We start from the raw sequence: 18,359 nt of genomic DNA on the forward strand, positions 1-18,359 counted from the left end.
CCTATCCCGTCGCCGCCATGGCGCTCGACGGGAGGTACAGGTCCTCCGCCGAGCTCCTTCTGTCGAGCAGCGCGTAGATCACCGCGGCAACCACGAACCCCACCAGGAAGCCGAGGTCGGCACCGTGCAGGCCGTGGTACGGGAACCACCCGATGTAGTGCGCGAACCCCGGGTGGCTGGTGACGAAGTTGAACCCCGCCGTCGTGTTCGAGAAGGGAACCGAGGCGAAGAAGCCCACCACGAACGCGATCACCGCGGGAGCCCCGCTGTGGAGGGTCTTCAGGTTCATGAGCCGGCCGGTGTCGATTCGCCCGCGCCGGCGGATCCAGTCCACGGCCACGACACCCAGCCACGGCGAGATCCAGTACACGATGAACAGCAGGAAGTTCTCCGCCTTGTCCGGCAGGGACGCGCTTCCGTACAGGTACCACAGCGACAGCGCGAACGAGGCCGCCCCGGTGACGAACGCGGCGACGGGTCGGCGGATGCGGATCCCGGCCGCCTGGAGCGACAACGACCCCGTGTAGTCGTTCAGGGCGTTGACCGCGACGGTCCCCAGGTAGATCGCGATCAGGGCGATCTGGCCCAGGCCGGAGCCGATGAAGTCGCGGATGGCGACCGCGGTCCCGATCGTGCCCAGGGCCAGGATCTTCGCCGCCACGGCCAGCCCCAGGACCTCCATCCAGGCCGATCCGACGGCCATCCCCAGGAACGTGTACCAGAACACCTGCCGCTTGGGAGAGTTCGCCGGGAGGTATCGGCTGTAGTCCGCGGCGTACGGGGCCCAGCCATAGACGTAGCTTCCGACGATCACCACCATGAGCACGAAGCTGCCGACCAGGTCGGCGCCGTGCACCGTCGACGTGAGCCCCCCGATCGTCCCGTGGAACAGGAGGATCTTGAGGGTCAGGACCAGGAACACCGCGCCCAGCACGTAGGTCATCCACTTCTCGAAGGTGTGGACGGCCTCATACCCCAGGATGGACAGGAGGGCCTGCCCCGCGAAGATGAAGAGCAGGGCCAACCAGAAGGGGACGTGCAGGAGCAGGTGAACGGCGGTGGCGCCGAACACGTTGTTGAAGGCCTGCCACCCGATCGTGGCGCCCCAGTTCACGATCCCCGGGAGGGCGATCCCGCGGCCGAACGCGCCCCGCGACAGCGGCATCTGGGCCATCCCGGTCTGGGGTCCCCACGTCGCGAGGACGGCCACCGGCAATGTCCCGACGACGTTCCCGACGATGATGGCGAAGAACGCCGGCCAGAACCCCAGCCCGATGAATTCCGCCGCGGCCAGCGCCCCGATGAAGAACGGTGGCGGCGAGATCTGTGGCGCGAACCACACCGTGAACAACCGGAACACTCTCCCGTACCGGCTGGCCTCGGGTACGGGCTGGATGCCCCGCTGCTCGACGCTGAACTCACCTTCCCTGGTGGGCCCAGTGCCGGCAGCGATCTCGTCAACTGCCATGCGGTTCCCCCTTTCCCCCGTGGTTCCGACGGCTTCGACCGCTCCACGTCATCCCGCTCGGATCAGCCCCCTTTCGCCGGAGGCCCCGGCGCGGTCCGGGCAGGCGGCGCGACAGCCGTTCCCCCGGCCGGCCCGCGCCCGGACGCCCGCCATCGCCCTCGAGGAGGAACCGTAACCCCCACCGCGGCGCGATATATCACATGCCACTCGGAGCGGTCAAGGATGGCCTCGGTTGGAACGGGCTCAGTCGACACCGATGTCCTCGTACCAGATCTCCGGACGGGCCTCGATGAACTCGCCCAGCATCTGGATGCACTCTGCGTTGTCGAGGTCGACGACCTCCACGCCGTTCTCCCGCAGCCAGTCGTGACCCCCCACGAAGTTCACCGACTCCCCCATCACCAGCCGGGAGATCCCGAACTGGCGGACCAGCCCGCTGCAGTACCAGCACGGCGAGAGCGTCGTCACCATGGTCGTGCCGCGATAGCTGCGCTGCCGGCCGGCGTTGCGGAACGCGTCGGTCTCCCCGTGGACGGACGGATCGCCCTGCTGGACCCGCCGGTTGTGGCCGCGCCCCAGGAGGTTTCCCTCCGCGTCGAACAGGGCCCCGCCGATGGGGATGCCGCCCTCGGCCAGGCCCGCCCTGGCCTCCTCGATCGCCACCCGGAGCATCGCCTCGTCGTCCAGCCGGGCCAATGCGCCACCTCCCCCGTTGCTCGCGCGCGGCCGAGCATGCGACCGGGCCGCCGCCAGGTCAAGCGGCCTATCTGGACAGGATGAGGCCGAGCGAGGCGAGGCTCTCCAGGTTGTGGCCGGGCAGGAACACGTCGACGTGCGGGAGAGCCGCGGCCATGCCCCGCGCCAGGGGCTCGTAGGCCGGGCTCCCTTTCAGCGGATTGACCCACACCAGCTTGTGCGCCAGGCGGCCCAGCCGGGCCATCTGCTGGGCCAGCAGCTCGGGGTCGCCCCGCTCCAGCCCGTCCGAGCACAGCACCACCACCGCCCCGCGCAGCGCCGTGCGCTGGCTCCACCGGTCGAGCAGCGCCTTCAGCGACTCGCCGATGCGGGTCCCGCCCTCCCAGTCCTCCACCTGGCGTCCGATCTCGCGGAGCGCGCGGTCGGGATCACGGGTCCGCAGGATCCGGCTGACCCGGGTGAGTCGGGTTCCGAAGCAGAACACCTCGACCTTGCCGCCCGCGGCCATGGCGGCGTAGGCGAACTGGAGGAGTGCCCGGGCGTACGGACCCATGGACCCGCTCACGTCGAGGAGCAGGACCAGGGGCCGAAGCCGCGTGGTGCGGTCCCGCCACGCCCGGCGAAACGGCTCCCCTTCCGTGCGCAGGGACCGGCGGAGCGTCCTGGGAAGGTCGAACCGGGCGCCCTTGGGCGCCGCGCGGTGGCGCCGGACGGGCCGGCGCGGCGTCTGCACCTTCAGGCTGCGGATGAGGGCGGCCGTGGCGTGCCGTTCCTCCTCCGTCAGGTCGGCGAACGATCGGTTCCGGAGGACCTCCGCCTGGCTGGCCACGATGCGCAGCGCCGACTCGCCCTCCGTGTCCTCCCCTTCGGCCGCGCCGCTCCACCTCGACGCCACCATGGTGGGCTCGCCACGAACACCCGGCGGCTCCTCGCGCTCTTCCTGCGGACCGCGCGAGGCGTCGGGCACGACCACCCGCCGCTCCCCGACCACTTGGTCGCCGAAGTAGGCGTCGAAGGCGCGGTCGAAGGGCTCGATGTCCTCCCGGCGGGCGATCAGCGAGGCCCGCCCGGCCCAGTACAGGTCCTCCCGGTCGAAGGGGTCCAGGGCGGCCGCGGCCCGGCAGAACGTGAGGACTCTTCGCGTCTCCACCGGCAGACCCAGCCGGCGCAGGTACACCCCGAAGCCGACCAGCCGGTCCAGCGGTCCTGCCGGCGTGCCCGGTCCGGCGCTGGTCCTGCCGGCGGTCATCGCTCCGGCGCGGCCTCGCCCACCAGGTCCCCGATTCGGGTCCGGGCCAGCTCGAGGTCCTCGTGGTCCTTCAGCACGGCGCCGAGGGTAGCCTCGGCCGCGTCTTCGTCCAGCGCCTCGACTCCCAGGAACGCCAGGGCGTGGGCCCAGTCGATGGTCTCGGCCACACCGGGGCGCTTGGCCACGTCGAGGCCTCGCAGCCTAGCCACGGCCTGGGCTACCTGCCGGGCCAGGCGGTCGGAGACCTCGGGCGCCCGGATACGAACGATCTCCACCTCCCGCTCGATGGCCGGATGGTCGATCCAGTGGTACAGGCAGCGCCGCTTCAGGGCATCGTGCAGCTCGCGGGTCCGGTTCGACGTCACCACCACCGCCGGGGGCTCCAGGGCGGCCACCTGCCCGATCTCGGGGATGGTGACGGCGAACTCCGAGAGCACCTCCAGCAGGAAGGCCTCGAACTCGTCGTCGGCCCGGTCCAGCTCATCCACCAGCAGCACCGCGCCGGACCCCTCCCGGATGGCGGCCAGCAGCGGCCGTTCCACCAGGAACTCTGGGCCGAACAGGTCGTGGACGGTCGGTCCCTCCTCGCCGGTCTGGGCCGCCCGGACCGCGATGAGCTGGCGCGAGTAGTTCCACTCGTACAGGGCCTGGTTGGCGTCGATGCCTTCGTAGCACTGGAGGCGGATCAGGTTGCGGCCCAGCAGCTCGGCCAGGACCTTGGCCACCTCCGTCTTCCCCACCCCGGCCTCACCCTCCAGCAGCAGGGGCTTGTCCAGGGAAACCGCGAGGTAGATGGCCGTGGCCAGCCCGCGGTCGGCCAGGTACGAGTGCCCCCGGAGGGCGCTCTGGAGCTCTCCGGCCGACGCGAACGGAAGGCGACTCACACGGGGAGGTTACCGCCCCGGGTTTGCCCAGGCATTCGGATCGGCCTCCCGCGGCCTCCACATCCGCAGGTCAGGGGGCGGCCGATCCACAGATTCCAGTGGTTCCTCCGGGGCCCCCGCCGCCTAGCGTGGCCCTCGACGGAAGGCGGAGAAGCCGCGAGGAAAGGAGGACGCCATGGACGTCAACGCAGAGGTGCAGACGCTTCCGAGGAGGGGGATCACCCTCTCCCCGCTCGGGATGATCGTGCTGTCGGTGATGCTCGCCGCGACCCTCGTGATAGGGGTGCTGGTGGGTCGGTGGACCGCTCCTTCGACGACCCGGGCGGACGAGGCCGCGATCACCGCTCCGGGATCGGCAGCGAACCCGTTCATCCCCGGCGTCACGGACTTCCCGTCCTTCGCTTCCTCGGGACAGGCGGACCCCTTCGTCCCCGGCGTGACGGACTTCGGGGCCTGAGGGCTCGGGGACACGCAGGCCGGTCCCATCACGCAGTCCGGGACCGTTCAACAGGACGATCGACGCGAGACCCCCGGTGCGAGTAGCCGGGGGTCTCGCCGATGTTTCCCGTCCCGGGTTTCTGGGCGTGCCCACAGCGTGCCGCTTGCCAGGCAACCCATCCCGGGGCAGGCTTCCCGGAAGCGTCGATGTCCCTTGGGGTCGATGTGTTCGGGCGGGAGGCGGAGCTCTCGGTCGTGAAGGGCTTCCTGGGCGACGTCCGCGAGGGTCCCGCGGCCCTCTTGCTGGAGGGTGACGCGGGCGTCGGGAAGACCACCCTGTGGAAGGTGGGGGTGGAAGATGCCCGCCTCCGCTCCTTCCGGGTGCTGACCTGCCGGCCGGTGGAGTCCGAGACCAGGCTCTCGTTCGCCTCGCTGGGGGACCTGTTCGGCGGCACCATCGACGAGACGGAGGTGTCCCTGCCCGAACCCCAGGCCAGGGCCCTGGACGTCGCCCTCCTTCGTGCCGAGCCAGAGGGCGCCCCGCCGGACAACCGTGCGGTCTCCCTCGCGGTGCTGGAGCTGCTGCGAACCCTCAGCCGCGCCTCGCCGGTGATCCTGGCCCTGGACGACGTGCAGTGGCTGGATGCACCCACCTCGCGGGTGCTCGAGTTCGCCCTCCGCCGCCTGGAGACCGAGCCGGTGGGCGTGCTGGCGACCATCCGGGCCGGGGACGAGACGAGCGTGCCGTTCGGCCTGGATCATTTCGTGGTGGAGAGCCGATTCCGGCGGCTCGACGTCGGCCCCCTTACCGTCGACGCGCTGGGCAGCCTGCTGCGAGCCAGGTTGGGGGCAGGGTTCCTCCGGCCCACCCTGGTCCGGCTGCACGAGATGTCGGGCGGGAATCCCTTCTTCGCCATCGAGATCGCTCGCGCGTCGCTGCGAGGGGACAAGCCGGCCATGGGCCAGCTCCTGCCGGTGCCGCAGGGCCTGCGAGATCTGGTTCGCCGGCGCGTGGCGGCACTCCCTGCCGGCAGCCGGGAGGCGCTGCTGGTGGCGGCCGCCGTGTACTCGCCCACGATCGACCTGGTGCAGGAGGCGATCGGCGGCGGGGCCGACGACGCCCTCGCGGCAGGCGTGGAGGCGGGTGTCGTCGAGATCGACGAGGGCCAGGTCCGGTTCACCCATCCACTGTTCGGGTCGGTGATCTTCTCCGAGGCAACGTCCGGGCAGCGCCGGCTCCTCCACCAACGCCTCGCGGGCGTGTTGACCGATCCCGAGGAGCGGGCGCGGCATCTGGCCCTGGGAGCCGACGGTCCGAACGAGCACGTTGCGACCGCGCTGGACGAGGCGGCCCAGCGGGCCCGCGCTCGTGGAGCCCCCGACGCCGCCGGGGAGCTGTCCGAGATGGCCATGCGACTGACCCCCGCCGATCGGGCCGACGAGCTGGGCGAACGAAGCTTGCGCGCCGCGAACCATTACGCTGCGGCCGGCGAGACCGCGCGGGCCCGAGCCCTGCTGGAGACGGAGGTGGACCGGGCGTCGCCGGGACCGTTCACGGCCCTCGCGCTCCGGCGGCTGGCCTCGGTCCGGGCGGAGGAGGAGGGCTGGACGACGGCGATCCCGTTGTTCCTCCGGGCCCGCGACGAGGCGGGACCGTATCCGGCCCTGCGGGGCTCGATCGAGCAGGGCCTCGCCTACGCCGAGCTGTTCCTGGGCGATCTGACGGGCGCCGAGCGGCACGCCCGATCCGCACTCGATCTGGCCGAGCAGGGGGGCGACCCCGCCGTCATCGCCGAGGCGCTCCAGTTCGTCGTGTACCTGGACTTCATCCGGGGGAGGGGCCCGGGATGGGAGCTCCTCGAGCGGGGGATCGCCCTGGAGGGGCAGACCGGGGAGCTGCGGATGCTGAACGTCCTGCCCTCGTACACGCGGGCCCAGCTGCTCGTGTACACGGAGCGGTTCGACACCGCGCGATCGGCCTTCCTCGGCCTGCTCGAGCAGTCGCAGGAACGGGGCCAGGAGCATCCCATCCCGATGCTGCTCTACCACCTGGCCGAGCTGGAGTGCTGGGCGGGGAACTGGGACGTGGCCGAGCGGCACGCGCGAGCCAGCCTGGATGCGGCGCTCCAGACCGGGCTGGACTTCTACCGAAGCATGGCCCTGTACGCCAACGCGCTCGTCGACGCGCTCCGAGGCCGCGTGGAGCAGGCGCGGTCGGCCGCGATGCAAGGGGTCCAGCTCGCGGAGCGGGTGGGCTCACCGACCACCCAGATCCAGAACCTCTCGGTCCTGGGGTTCCTCGACCTGTTCATGGGGAACCCGGCCGGGGCCCACCACCACCTGGGGCGGGCCGCGGACATGGTGGCCGGGATGGGCATTGAGGAGCCCGGGGTGTTCCGTTTCATTCCGGACGAGGTGGAGGCCCTGGTGGCGCTGGGCGACCTGGAGGCGGCGACGGCGCTCCTGGACCCGTTCGAGGAGCGTGCCAGGAGGCTGGACCGGGGGTGGGCCCTGGCCACGGGGGCCCGCTGCCGGGGGTTGCTCCTGGCGGCCTCCGGGGACCTCGACGGCGCGCTGGAGGCGCTGGCCCGGGCGCTGGAGCACCATGCCGGGGTCCCGGAGCCCTTCGCCCTGGCCCGGACCTGGTTCGCCCAGGGGCGGGTGCAGCGCCGGGCCAAGCGCAAGCGTGAGGCCCGCGAGTCGTTCGAGCGGGCCCTGGAGATCTTCCGCCGGCTGGGTGCCGAGCCGTGGGCGGAGCGAGCGGGCCGGGAGGCCCGGCGGGTCGGCGTCACGACGCCCGACCGGTTCGCCTTGACCGCAACCGAAGAGCGTGTCGCGTCGCTGGTGGCCCAGGGCAACACCAATCAGGAGGTGGCCGCCGCCCTGTTCATGAGCGTGAACACCGTGCAGTGGAATCTCTCCAAAATCTACCGGAAGCTCGGGGTCAGGTCGCGTACGGAGCTTGCCGCCCGCCTCGGCGCCGGCGAGGGGTCAGGCTGACCGCTGTCGGATCAGGCTCCTCGGATCAGGATCCTCGGCCGCGGGCCTCCTCCAGGGCTCGGCGGACCAGGACCTCGGCCAGGGCCTGGCGGTACTCGGCGGTGGCGAACGTGTCGCTCGGGGGATTGGTGCCCTCGGCGGCGTGCGTCGCGGCGTCCGCGGGGTCGGCCCCTCCGGCCAGGGCCTGCTCGACCGCTGATGCTCGCAGCGGCCGCTCGGCCATGTTCGTGTACGCGATGGCGGCGTCGCCGTTGCGGGTGACCGCGGCCACGCCGACGATGGCCCAGTCCTGGGCCCGGCGATGGAACTTCTGGTAGGACCACCCGGTGCCGGCCAGCTTGGGCACGCGGACCTCGGTGAGGACCTCGGTCGGCTCCAGGGCCGTCTCGAACAGCCCGGGGAAGAAGTCCTTCGCCGCGATGGTGCGGGTCCCGTCCGGGCCCTGCGCCACCATCTCCGCGTCCAGGGCCAGCAGCACCGTCGGCATGTCCGAGGCCGGATCGCCGTGGGCCACCGACCCGCCGATCGTTCCCAGGTGCCGGACCTGCGGATCGCCGATCAGCCCGGCCGTGTACGACACCAGCGGGCAGTGCTCGTCCAGCACCGGGCTGGCGTGCACGTCGTGGTGGCGGGTCAGGGCGCCGATGGCGACGTGGTCGCCGTCCTCGCGAACGTAGGAGAGATCGGACAGCCGCCCGATGTCGACCAGCAGCGACGGGCGGGCCAGCCGGAGCTTCATCAACGGGAGGAGCGAGTGGCCTCCGGCCAGGAGCTTCGCTTCCTCGTTCCCGCCCACCATCTGGATGGCCTCATCGACGGAGGAGGCGCGCTCGTACTCGAACGGTGCGGGTATCACTTCGCGCCCCCCTTCGCCTCCTGGATGGCTCTCCACACCCGTTCGGGGGTGGCCGGCCTTCCCATCTCGGTGATCCCGAGGTGCGACAGGGCGTCGACCACCGCGTTGATCACGGCGGGCGGCGAGGCGATGGTGCCGGTCTCGCCGACCCCCTTCACGCCCAGCTCGTTCGAGGTGGACGGGGTCTCCAGCCGCCCCACCACGATCGGCGGGGCCTCGGTGGCCGCGGGGACCTCGTAGTTCGCCAGCGAGCTGGTCATGAGGGTCCCGTTGTCGTCGTAGATGGCTTCCTCGAACAGCGCCTCGGCGATGCCCTGCACCACCCCGCCCACCACCTGGCCGTCAACGATCTGCGGGTTGATCACGGTGCCGACGTCGTCCACGGCCACGTACTTGACCACGTCCACCTGGCCGGTCTCGGTGTCGACCTCCACGCCGCAGATGTGGGCGCCGTACGGGAACACGAAGTTGCCCGGGTCGTACACGGACTGTCCCTCCAGGTTGGGGTCCACGCCGTCGGGGAGGTTGTGGGCTGTCCACGCGCCGAACGCCAACTCGGGGATGGTCTTGGCCTTGTCCGGCGCTCCCTTCACCGTGAACGTGCCGGCCTCGTAGTCCAGGTCCTCCTCGGACACCTCCAGCTCGTGGGCCGCGATCTTCCTGGCCTTCTCCACGATCTTCAGGGCGGCCCGGTGCACGGCCACCCCTCCCACGGCCAGGCTCCGGCTCCCGTAGGTGTCCATGCCGAGCGGCGACAGCTCGGTGTCGCCGGCCCGGATCTCCACGTCGTCGGTGGACACGCCGAGGTCCTCCGCGATGATCTGGGCGAACGTGGTGACGTGGCCCTGGCCATGCGGTGTGGTCCCGATGGCGGCGACGACCTTCCCGGTGGGGAGGACCCGGATGGACGCGGCGTCCCACCCTCCCGCGGCGTAGCGCAGCGAGCTCAGGACCCGCGACGGCGCCAGCCCGCACATCTCGAGGTAGGTGGAGAACCCCACCCCCAGCTGCTTCGGATCGTCCCGCTCCCGCCGCCCCGCCTGCTCCCTGCGGAAGTCGTCGTAGCCGAACAGCTCGAGCGCCTTGTCCAGCGTGGCCTCGTAGTCGCCGGAGTCGAGGGAGAGCCCGCCCGGGGACGGTGTCGGCTCGCTGAAGGCCGGGATGAAGTTCATCCGGCGGATCTCCAGGGGGTCCTTGCCGACCTTCCGGGCCAGGGCTTCGATGGCTCGCTCGATGGCGTAGGTGGCCTCGGGCCGGCCCGCACCGCGGTACGCATCGGTCGGCGTGGTGTTGGTGAACACGCCGGTGAACTCCACGTGGTACGCCTCGCCGCCGTACGCACCGCAGTACAGGAATGCCCCGAGCAGCGGCGTCCCCGGCGTGATGATCATGAGATAGCCGCCCATGTTGGTCAGGATCCGGGCCCGGTACCCACGGATCCTCCCGTCCTCGCCGGCCGCGAGCTCCATCTGCTGGACCTGGTCCCGGCCGTGGTGCGTGGCCAGGTAGTTCTCCGAACGGTCCTCCACCCACTTCACGGGACGCTCCAGCCGCTTGGCCAGGACCAGCGCGAGGGCCTCCTCCGCGTAGACCTGGAGCTTGGAGCCGAACCCACCGCCCACGTTGGGAGCGATGACGCGGATCCGCGATTCCGGGATCCCCGTGGACAGGGCCATGGCCACCTTCACGATGTGCGGGATCTGGGTGGCCGACCACAGCGTGTAGGTGCCCATGGCCGGGTTGGGCTGCGCCAGCACCGCGCGGGGCTCGATGGCCGTGGGGATCTGGCGCTGGATGACGTAGCGCTCCTTCACCACCACGGGCGCCTCGGCGAACACCTTCTCCACGTCGCCGTTGGAAAGCGTCCACGTGTAGCAGCGGTTCGTGCCGAAGTCCTCGTGGACGAGGGGCGCGCCGTCGGCCAGGGCCTGCTCCGCGTCGACCACCACCGGCAGCGGCTCGTAGTCGACCTCCACCAGCTCCGCGGCGTCCTCCGCGGCCGCCCGCGTCTCCGCGATCACCACCGCCACGCCATCGCCCTGGTGGCGGACCTTGTCCTGGGCCAGGGGCCAGTGCGGCGGGTTGTTGATGTCCTCGGTGACCGCCCACGCCATCAGCAGCGGCCCGGTCCAGTCCGCGGCCAGGTCCTGGCCGGAGAAGGCCGCCACCACACCTGGGGCCTCCCGCGCCTTCGACAGGTCGACCCCGTTGATCTTCGCGTGGGCGAACGGGCTCCGGACCACCTTCATCCACAGCATCCCGGGGGCGGCGAGGTCCTCGGTGTACCGGGCCTGTCCGGTGATCAGCTCGGGGTCCTCCTTGCGGAGGACCTCGGTCCCGATCACGCGGTGAGCGACTTGCGCCATGGGTTCGCCTCCTCTGGGATCGGGCCTACGAGGCTGAGGCTGGGGCCGGAGCGGGGGCCGCGGTCTGGTGCATCTGCTCGGACGCGGCCATCACCGCCTTCACGATGTTCTGGTAGCCGGTGCACCGGCACAGGTTTCCCTCCAGCCCGTGCCGCACGTCCTGCTCGCTGAGGGGCCCCGACGCCTCCTCGATGAGGCTCGCGGCGGCCAGGATCATCCCCGGCGTGCAGAAGCCGCACTGGAGGCCGTGGTGCTCGTGGAACGCCTGCTGGAGCGGGTGCAGCTCGCCGTCCCGGGCCAGCCCCTCGATGGTGGTGACCTCCCGGCCGTCGGCCTGCACCGCGAGCATCGTGCACGACTTCACCGACTCGCCGTCGAGCAGGACCGTGCAGGAGCCGCACGACGACGTGTCGCACCCCACGTTGGTGCCGGTCAGCCCGAGGTTCTCCCGCAGGAAATAGACGAGCAGCGTCCGGGGTTCCACCTCGGCTTCGTGGTGGGTCCCGTTCACCGTGACCCCGACGCGTGTCATAGGGTCTCCTTTCCACTCACCCGATGGATGCGGGGATCGTATGCCCGGAGGCCGGCGGAGGTGAAATCCGGGCGCTCGGCGGCCGTCGGCCGCCCGCAGGGTGCCTGACTTGCCCCGTTCCTCCCTGTCGCCGGATAATCGCGCCGGGCCGCTCCTCCTCGAGCGGTACGACCGGGCTTCTCCGGAACCCGCATCGGGCTGTCCAAGCGAAGGAGGTCCGTCATGCTTCCCGCGTCCTTCCAGTACCACTGCCCCTCCTCGCTCGACGAGGCGTTAGGGCTCCTCGGGGAGCACAGCGCCGAGGGGAAGGTCCTGGCCGGCGGCCAGAGCCTCGTCCCGCTGATGAAGCTTCGGTTCGCGGCGCCCGATCACCTCATCGACATCAACCGCGTGCCGGGGCTGGACGGGCTGGCCGAGCAGGACGGCAGCCTGCGGGTCGGCGCCCTGGTCCGCAACAGCACGCTGGAACGCTCGGACCTGCTCAAGTCGCGGTACCCGGTGATGGCCGCGGCGGCGCCGATGATCTCCGACCCGATCGTGCGCAACCTGGGGACCCTGGCGGGGTCGCTGGTGCACGCCGACCCGGCCGGGGACTGGGGATCGGTGATGCTCGCGCTGGGCGCTTCCGTGGTGCTCCGGAGCTCCCGGGGCGAGCGAGAGGTGCCCGCGCGAGAGTTCCTGGTCGACACCTTCACCACCACGATCGAGCCCGACGAGGTGCTCACCGAGGTCCGGGTCCCGGCGCCCCCGGCGCGGTCCGGCGGGACCTACCTGAAGCTCGAGCGGAAGGTCGGGGACTTCGCCACCGTGGCGGTGGCCGTCCACCTTTCCCTGTCCAACGGCACCATCGAGCGGGCCGGCATCGCCCTCACCGCGGTGGGATCGAGGAACATCGGGGCGGAGGAGGCCGAGGGTTTCCTGGCGGGGGCCGAGCCCACCGACGAGGCCTTCGCGGAAGCCGGCCGGCTGGCCGCCCAGGCCGCCCACCCGCAATCCGACGTGCGAGGTTCCGCGGACTACAAGCGCCACATGGTCGAGGTGTTCACGCGGCGCGGCCTGGCCACGGCACTGGGCATGGTCAGAGGGGGGGAGTAGCGATGGAGATCACGGTCACGGTCAACGGCGTGGAGCGAACCGCGGACGTGGAGCCCCGGCTGCTGTTGGCCCATCTCGTCCGGGACGGCTTCGGCCTCACCGGAACCCACGTGGGGTGCGACACCTCGAGCTGCGGGGCTTGCACGGTCCTGCTGGACGGCGTTCCCGTGAAGTCGTGCACGATGTTCGGGGTCCAGGCCGACGGGCGGGAGGTCACCACGGTGGAGGGGCTCGCCGCCGGCGGCGCCCTCGACCCGATCCAGGAAGCCTTCAAGGAGGATCACGGGCTGCAATGCGGCTTCTGCACGCCGGGGATGATGCTGGTGGCCAAGGTGCTGCTGGAGAGCAACCCCAACCCCACCGATGACGACGTGCGGTGGGCCATCTCCGGCAACATCTGCCGGTGCACCGGCTACATGAACATCGTGAAGGCCGTCCGGTCGGCGGCTCAGAAGATGGCCGATTCCAAGACCGCCCAGCCGGCGGCCGCGAGCTAGAGGGGGCTACCCAACCATGGCGACCGACGCAACGGAGATTCGCGGCCTCGGGCACTCGGTCAAGCGGGTCGAGGACGACCGGTTCATCCGGGGCCGGGGCAACTACGTGGAGGACGTCAACCTCCCCAACATGCTGTGGATGTCGATCCTGCGCAGCCCGCTGGCCCACGCCAAGATCAACGGCATCGACACCTCGCGGGCCCAGGCCCTGCCCGGTGTGGTGGCCGTGGTCACCGGCGAGCTGATGGCCCAGCACAACCTGGCCTGGATGCCCACGCTGTCCGGCGACACGCAGGCCGTGCTGGCGACGGACAAGGTCCGGTTCCAGGGGCAGGAGGTGGCGGCGGTCATCGCCGAGGACCGCTACGTGGCGAAAGACGCGCTCGAGCTCATCGACGTCGACTACGAGCCCCTGCCGCCGATCACCGACCCGTTCAAGGCCATGGCCGAGGGCGCGGCGGTGGTCCGGGACGAGAAGGAAGGGCAGACCGACAACCACATCTTCCACTGGGAGACCGGCGACCAGGCGGCGTGGGAAAAGGCCGCCGCCGAGGCCGATCGGGTGATCGACCTCGACACGTTCTACCCTCGCTGCCATCCCTCGCCGCTCGAGACCTGCGGCATCGTGGCCGACATCAACCCGGCCACCGGGAAGGCCACCCTGTGGATGACCTCCCAGGCGCCGCACGCCATCCGGACCGTGTTCGCGCTGGTGACCGGGCTCCCCGAGCACAAGATCCGGATCATCTCGCCGGACATCGGCGGCGGGTTCGGCAACAAGGTCCCCGTGTACCCCGGCTACGTCGTGGCCACCGCGGCGTCGCTGCTGCTGGGCCGGCCGGTGAAGTGGATCGAGGAACGCTACGAGAACCTCATCTCCACCGGGTACGCCCGCGACTTCCACATGAGCGGGAAGCTCGCGGTGAAGGACGGGAAGATGACCGGCTTGTACGCGAAGGTGGTGAGCGACCACGGCGCCTTCTACGCGGACGCCCAGCCCTCGAAGTTCAAGGTCGGGCTGTTCCACATCGTGGCGGGCTCCTACGACATCCCCGCCGCGTTCGTGGAGGCGGACGGCTTCTACACGAACAAGGCGCCCGGGGGCGTCGCGTACCGCTGCTCGTTCCGGGTCACGGAGGCCTCCTACCTCATCGAACGGCTGGTGCAGAACGCCGCCTACGAGCTGGGCGTCGACCCGGCCGAGTTCCGGATGGACAACTTCATCAAGAAGGACCAGTTCCCCTATCACAGCGTCCTGGGCTGGGAGTACGACTCCGGCGACTACGAGGGAGCCATGAACCTGGCGCTGGAGAAGGTGGACTACGCGCAGCTGCGCAAGGAGCAGGAGGAAGCCCGAGTCCAGGGCAAGCTGATCGGGATCGGCCTGGCATCGTTCACCGAGGTCGTGGGAGCGGGACCCTCCAAGGAGTACGACATCCTGGGGCTGAAGATGTTCGACTCCGCGGAGCTCCGGCTCCATCCGACGGGGAAGGCCGTCCTGAAGCTCGGGGTCAAGAGCCAGGGACAGGGACACGAGACGACGTTCGCCCAGATCGTGGCCGAGGAGCTGGGCCTCCAGCCGGAGGACGTGGAGGTCCAGGAGGGCGACACCGACCACACGCCGTACGGTCTGGGGACCTACGCGTCGCGGTCGACGCCCACGGCCGGCGCGGCCACGGCGATCGTGGCGCGCAAGCTCCGGGAGAAGGGCACGCGGATCGCCGCGCACCTGCTGGAGGTGGCGCCCGAGGACGTCGAGTTCGAGAAGGGCCGCTTCTTCGTCCGCGGCGCGCCCGACAAGGCCAAGACCATCCAGGACGTCGCGTTCGCGTCGTACACGAACTTCCCCGCCGGTGACGAGCCGGGGCTCGAGGGCATGTGCTACTACGACCCGCCCAACATGACCTTCCCGTTCGGGACCTACGCCGTGGTGGTGGAGGTCGACCCGGACACCGGCGTGTGGAAGGTGAACCGGATGGTGGCGGTGGACGACTGCGGCGTTCGCATCAACCCCATGATCGTGGAGGGGCAGATCCACGGCGGCCTCACCGAGGGCTACGGCATCGCGGCGATGGAGCTGATCACGTTCGACGAGGACGGGAACTGCATCGGCTCGAGCTTCATGGACTACCTCCTGCCCACGGCGTGGGAGACGCCGCGGTTCGAGCTGGGCGAGACGGTCACCCCCTCGCCGCACCACCCCATCGGGGCGAAGGGGGTCGGCGAGTCGGCCACGGTGGGATCGCCGGCCGCCTACGTGAACGCGGTCATCGACGCGCTGTGGCACCTGGGCGTGCGCAACATCGACATGCCGCTGACGTCGGCGAAGGTCTGGGAAGCTATCCAGGCAGCGCAGTCGAAGGCGTGAGGTGAATCGGCAGATCCTGGAGCTGGCCCGGGAGCTGGCCTCCCGGGGAGAGCCGTTCGTGTTCGCCACGGTGGTGTGGCGGCGCTCGCCCTCGTCGGGCAAGGAGGGCGGCACGGCCCTGATCCAGACGGACGGCCGGATCCGGGGATGGATCGGCGGGGCCTGCGCGGAGCCCACGGTGGTCCGGGAAGCGCTCCGCGCCCTCACCGAGGGGACGCCGAGGCTGCTGTTCCTGGGACCGCCGGAGGAGCTGGCCGCGCGGGGCCGCGACGGCGTGGTGACCGTGCCCATCGCCTGTCAGAGTGAGGGTGCCCTGGAGGTGTACGTGGAGCCGGTGCTGCCGCAGCCGCATCTCGTCGTGGTCGGTCGCTCGCCCGCGGTGGACACGCTGGCGGGCCTGGCCGGGGCGCTCGGATGGGAGACGGTCGTGGTGGACGACGGCGGGTCGGGGTCGGACCACCCGCACGCCGACCGGGTGGTGACGCGGCTCGACCTCGCCGACGCCGGCGTCACCGACTCGTCGTTCGTGGTCGTGGCGACGCAGGGGCACTACGACGAGGAAGCCCTGGAGCGCGCCCTCGCCACGCCGGCCGGGTACGTGGCACTGGTCGCGTCGCACCGGCGGGCCGAGTCCGTGCTCGGGTACCTCCGCGACCGCGGCGTGCCGGAGGAAGCGCTGACCCGCGTGCACGCGCCGGCCGGCCTGGACCTCGGAGCCGTGGCCCACGAGGAGATCGCGGTGGCCATCCTGGCGGAGATGGTGCAGCTGAAGGCGGCCGGCCTCCGGGCCGGCCTCCCACCGGACGCCGTGGCGGTGCGCCACGAGGAGATCGACCCCGTGTGCGGGATGACCGTGGAGGTGGCCACCGCCCGCCACCGGGCCGTGCACGAGGGCCGGACGTACTACTTCTGCTCGGCCGGCTGCCTCCGGAGCTTCCAGGCGGACCCGCCGGCATTCGTTTCGGGGACCGCCGAGGCCCATGCCCCGCACACCCATGAGTGAGATCGCCGACGTCCTGGCCGCCATCGAGTCGCTCCACGAACGGGGCGAGCGGATGGCCCTCGCCACCATCGTGGCCGTCCGTGGCTCCACGTACCGCCGGCCCGGTGCGCGCCTGCTGGTCCCGGAGTCCGGCGAGCTGGTCGGCAACATCAGCGGCGGCTGCCTGGAGGGCGACGTGGCCGACGTGGCGAACGTGGTGATGGTGGAGGGCCAGCCCCGCCTGGTGAACTTCGACCTCACCGCCGACGACGAGGCGGTGTGGGGATGGGGCCTCGGCTGCAACGGTGCCATCGACGTGTTCGTCGAGCCGGCCGAGAAGGCGGCGGAGGTGGCGGGGGCGTTGCGCATGGCCCTGGAGGAGCAGCGGCCCATCGCGGCCGCCACCGTGCTGGAATCCGACGTCGCGGGGGTGGAGCGGGGAGCCCGCCTCATCGTCCGGCCGGACGGGTCCTCCGAGGGCGGCACCGGCGACGCGCGGCTCGACGAGGCGGCCCGTCAGGCTGCGCTCGAGCTGCTCGACGAGGGCCGGTCCGAGATCCGGGCGCTGGCCGGCTCGAACGGCGAGGCCCGGGCGTTCGTGGAGGTGCTGGAGCCACCGCTCCGCCTGGTGATCTGCGGGGCCGGACACGACGCGATCCCGGTGGTCCACGCGGCGGCGCAGCTGGGGTGGCGGGTGACGGTCGCCGACGAGCGGGAGGCGTTCCTGACCAGGGAGCGGTTCCCGGAGGCCGCCGACCTGCTTCGGGTGGAACGCCCGGAGCTCGCCGCGGCCACGGTCGGGACGGACCGGCGCACCAACGTCGTGGTGATGAGCCACAACTACCTGCGGGACAAGGACTATCTCCGCGGGTTCCTCGGCACGGGGGTCCCGTACATCGGGATGCTGGGGCCGCGCTCGCGGACCGACCGCCTGCTCCAGGAGCTGCGGAGCGAGGGCGTCCAGCCAACGGAGGAGGACCTGGAGGCCATGCACGGGCCGGCCGGCCTCGACGTCGGCAGCGACAGCCCCGAGGAGATCGCGGCGGCCATCGCCGCGGAGATCCTGGCCGTGCGGCGCACGCGCGGCGCCGGGTTCCTGCGGGAACGGCAGGGACCCATCCACGAACGACCGCAGCCAGCCACACGAGGAGCCTGAGGATGGGAATCCTCATCGAGAACGAGTTCGAGGTCCCGGCGCCCATCGACCGGGTGTGGGCCTACCTCCTGGACGTCGAGCACATCGCGCCGTGCATGCCCGGCGCGCAGCTCACCGAGGTGGTGGACGACCGCAACTGGAAGGGGAAAGTGACGGTCAAGCTCGGGCCGGTGTCGCTGTCGTTCGCCGGCACCGTCCACATGGAGGAGCGCGACGACGACACGCACCGGGTCGTCGTGAAGGCGCAGGGCATGGAGCAGAAGGGAAAGGGCGCCGCCACCGCGCTGGTCACGGCGTGGGCCGAAGCCGCCGACGGCGGCCACACGCGGGTGAAGTTCTCCCAGGACCTCACCATCTCGGGGGCGGTGGCCCAGTTCTCCCGGGGCATGATGCAGGACGTCTCGGGCCGCATGACGAAGCAGTTCGCCGACTGCGTGCAGGCCAACCTGTCGCAGGAGGAGGCGGAAGCCGCTCCCGCCCCTGCTCCCGCTTCCGGGCAAGCGCCCTCGAGGGACGCACCGCCACCGGCGGCCGCGGCGGTACCAAGGCCGGCCCCCGTCACCGCCAAGCCGCCCGCGGGCATCCGGTTGGGCCTGTGGGCGCTGTGGCGGGCCGTCGTGCGCTTCTTCAAGCGACTGTTCGGCGGCGGCCGCGGAAGCTCGTAGCCCGGCGTGATCTCGGCCGTGGTCCTCGCCGCCGGGCAGGGGTCGCGGATGGGCCGGACCAAGCAGTTGCTACCAGTGGACGGCCGCCCCATGCTCCAGCACGCCAT

The 18,359-nt window shown here is 71.2% G+C and carries 16 protein-coding genes; 9 read left to right on the forward strand and 7 right to left on the reverse strand.

Annotated features, from left to right (window positions below):
• Position 1 precedes the first annotated feature (1 nt).
• The 4 genes from M3Q23_15125 to M3Q23_15140 form a co-directional block, all read right to left on the reverse strand.
• Positions 2-1,468: a cytosine permease gene (locus tag M3Q23_15125; protein MDP9343391.1), complete on the reverse strand. Its 1,467-nt coding sequence runs from the start codon at positions 1,466-1,468 to the stop codon at positions 2-4.
• A gap of 243 nt (positions 1,469-1,711) precedes the next feature.
• A complete protein-coding gene (locus M3Q23_15130; GenBank protein ID MDP9343392.1) occupies positions 1,712-2,140 on the reverse strand; it encodes a nucleoside deaminase in 429 nt (142 codons plus the stop codon).
• A 91-nt stretch (positions 2,141-2,231) separates the two neighbouring features.
• The gene (locus M3Q23_15135) at positions 2,232-3,413 is read right to left on the reverse strand and encodes a VWA domain-containing protein (protein MDP9343393.1); all 1,182 of its coding nucleotides are present in this window, start codon (positions 3,411-3,413) and stop codon (positions 2,232-2,234) included.
• On the reverse strand, positions 3,410-4,297 hold the full coding sequence (locus M3Q23_15140; GenBank protein MDP9343394.1) for a MoxR family ATPase: 888 nt from the start codon (positions 4,295-4,297) through the stop codon (positions 3,410-3,412). Before M3Q23_15140 ends, M3Q23_15135 begins: the two co-directional genes overlap by 4 nt.
• A gap of 175 nt (positions 4,298-4,472) precedes the next feature.
• Here M3Q23_15140 and M3Q23_15145 point away from each other — a divergent pair, with 175 nt between their 5' ends.
• Together M3Q23_15145 and M3Q23_15150 are read left to right on the forward strand one after the other, a co-directional pair.
• Positions 4,473-4,754, forward strand: a complete 282-nt coding sequence (locus M3Q23_15145; GenBank protein ID MDP9343395.1) for a hypothetical protein — start codon at positions 4,473-4,475, stop codon at positions 4,752-4,754.
• A 188-nt stretch (positions 4,755-4,942) separates the two neighbouring features.
• Positions 4,943-7,735 (forward strand): tetratricopeptide repeat protein, encoded by a 2,793-nt coding sequence (locus M3Q23_15150; GenBank protein ID MDP9343396.1) that lies wholly within the window; start codon positions 4,943-4,945, stop codon positions 7,733-7,735.
• A gap of 25 nt (positions 7,736-7,760) precedes the next feature.
• Here M3Q23_15150 and M3Q23_15155 read toward each other — a convergent pair whose 3' ends face one another.
• Genes M3Q23_15155 through M3Q23_15165 form a run of 3 tightly spaced genes read right to left on the reverse strand, consistent with a single transcriptional unit; the run spans position 7,761 to position 11,489 of the window.
• Complete coding sequence (locus M3Q23_15155; GenBank protein MDP9343397.1) at positions 7,761-8,591, reverse strand: xanthine dehydrogenase family protein subunit M; 831 nt, start codon at positions 8,589-8,591, stop codon at positions 7,761-7,763.
• Positions 8,588-10,957, reverse strand: coding sequence for a xanthine dehydrogenase family protein molybdopterin-binding subunit (locus tag M3Q23_15160; protein MDP9343398.1), 2,370 nt, complete (start codon positions 10,955-10,957; stop codon positions 8,588-8,590). The genes M3Q23_15155 and M3Q23_15160 overlap by 4 nt, the downstream gene beginning before the upstream one ends.
• Positions 10,958-10,982: 25 nt before the next feature.
• Positions 10,983-11,489 carry a (2Fe-2S)-binding protein gene (locus M3Q23_15165; protein ID MDP9343399.1) on the reverse strand — a complete coding sequence of 169 codons (507 nt, stop codon included), beginning with the start codon at positions 11,487-11,489 and terminating at the stop codon, positions 10,983-10,985.
• A 222-nt stretch (positions 11,490-11,711) separates the two neighbouring features.
• On the opposite strand from M3Q23_15165, the gene M3Q23_15170 reads away from it, so the two are divergent.
• The 7 genes from M3Q23_15170 to M3Q23_15200 form a co-directional block, all read left to right on the forward strand.
• Positions 11,712-12,584: a xanthine dehydrogenase family protein subunit M gene (locus tag M3Q23_15170; protein MDP9343400.1), complete on the forward strand. Its 873-nt coding sequence runs from the start codon at positions 11,712-11,714 to the stop codon at positions 12,582-12,584.
• Positions 12,585-12,586: 2 nt separating this feature from the next.
• On the forward strand, positions 12,587-13,081 hold the full coding sequence (locus M3Q23_15175) for a (2Fe-2S)-binding protein (protein MDP9343401.1): 495 nt from the start codon (positions 12,587-12,589) through the stop codon (positions 13,079-13,081).
• Between the two features lie 16 nt (positions 13,082-13,097).
• Positions 13,098-15,449, forward strand: coding sequence for an aerobic carbon-monoxide dehydrogenase large subunit (locus M3Q23_15180; GenBank protein MDP9343402.1), 2,352 nt, complete (start codon positions 13,098-13,100; stop codon positions 15,447-15,449).
• Position 15,450: 1 nt separating this feature from the next.
• Positions 15,451-16,452 carry an XdhC family protein gene (locus tag M3Q23_15185; protein MDP9343403.1) on the forward strand — a complete coding sequence of 334 codons (1,002 nt, stop codon included), beginning with the start codon at positions 15,451-15,453 and terminating at the stop codon, positions 16,450-16,452.
• A complete protein-coding gene (locus M3Q23_15190; protein ID MDP9343404.1) occupies positions 16,445-17,587 on the forward strand; it encodes an XdhC family protein in 1,143 nt (380 codons plus the stop codon). Before M3Q23_15185 ends, M3Q23_15190 begins: the two co-directional genes overlap by 8 nt.
• Before the next feature lie 2 nt (positions 17,588-17,589).
• A complete protein-coding gene (locus M3Q23_15195; GenBank protein MDP9343405.1) occupies positions 17,590-18,252 on the forward strand; it encodes an SRPBCC family protein in 663 nt (220 codons plus the stop codon).
• A gap of 48 nt (positions 18,253-18,300) precedes the next feature.
• A partial coding sequence (locus M3Q23_15200) for a hypothetical protein (protein MDP9343406.1) occupies positions 18,301-18,359 on the forward strand: 59 nt, incomplete at its 3' end.

This window comes from Actinomycetota bacterium (genome assembly GCA_030774015.1).
In the GTDB taxonomy this organism is placed as follows: Bacteria; Actinomycetota; UBA4738; order UBA4738; family JACQTL01; genus JALYLZ01.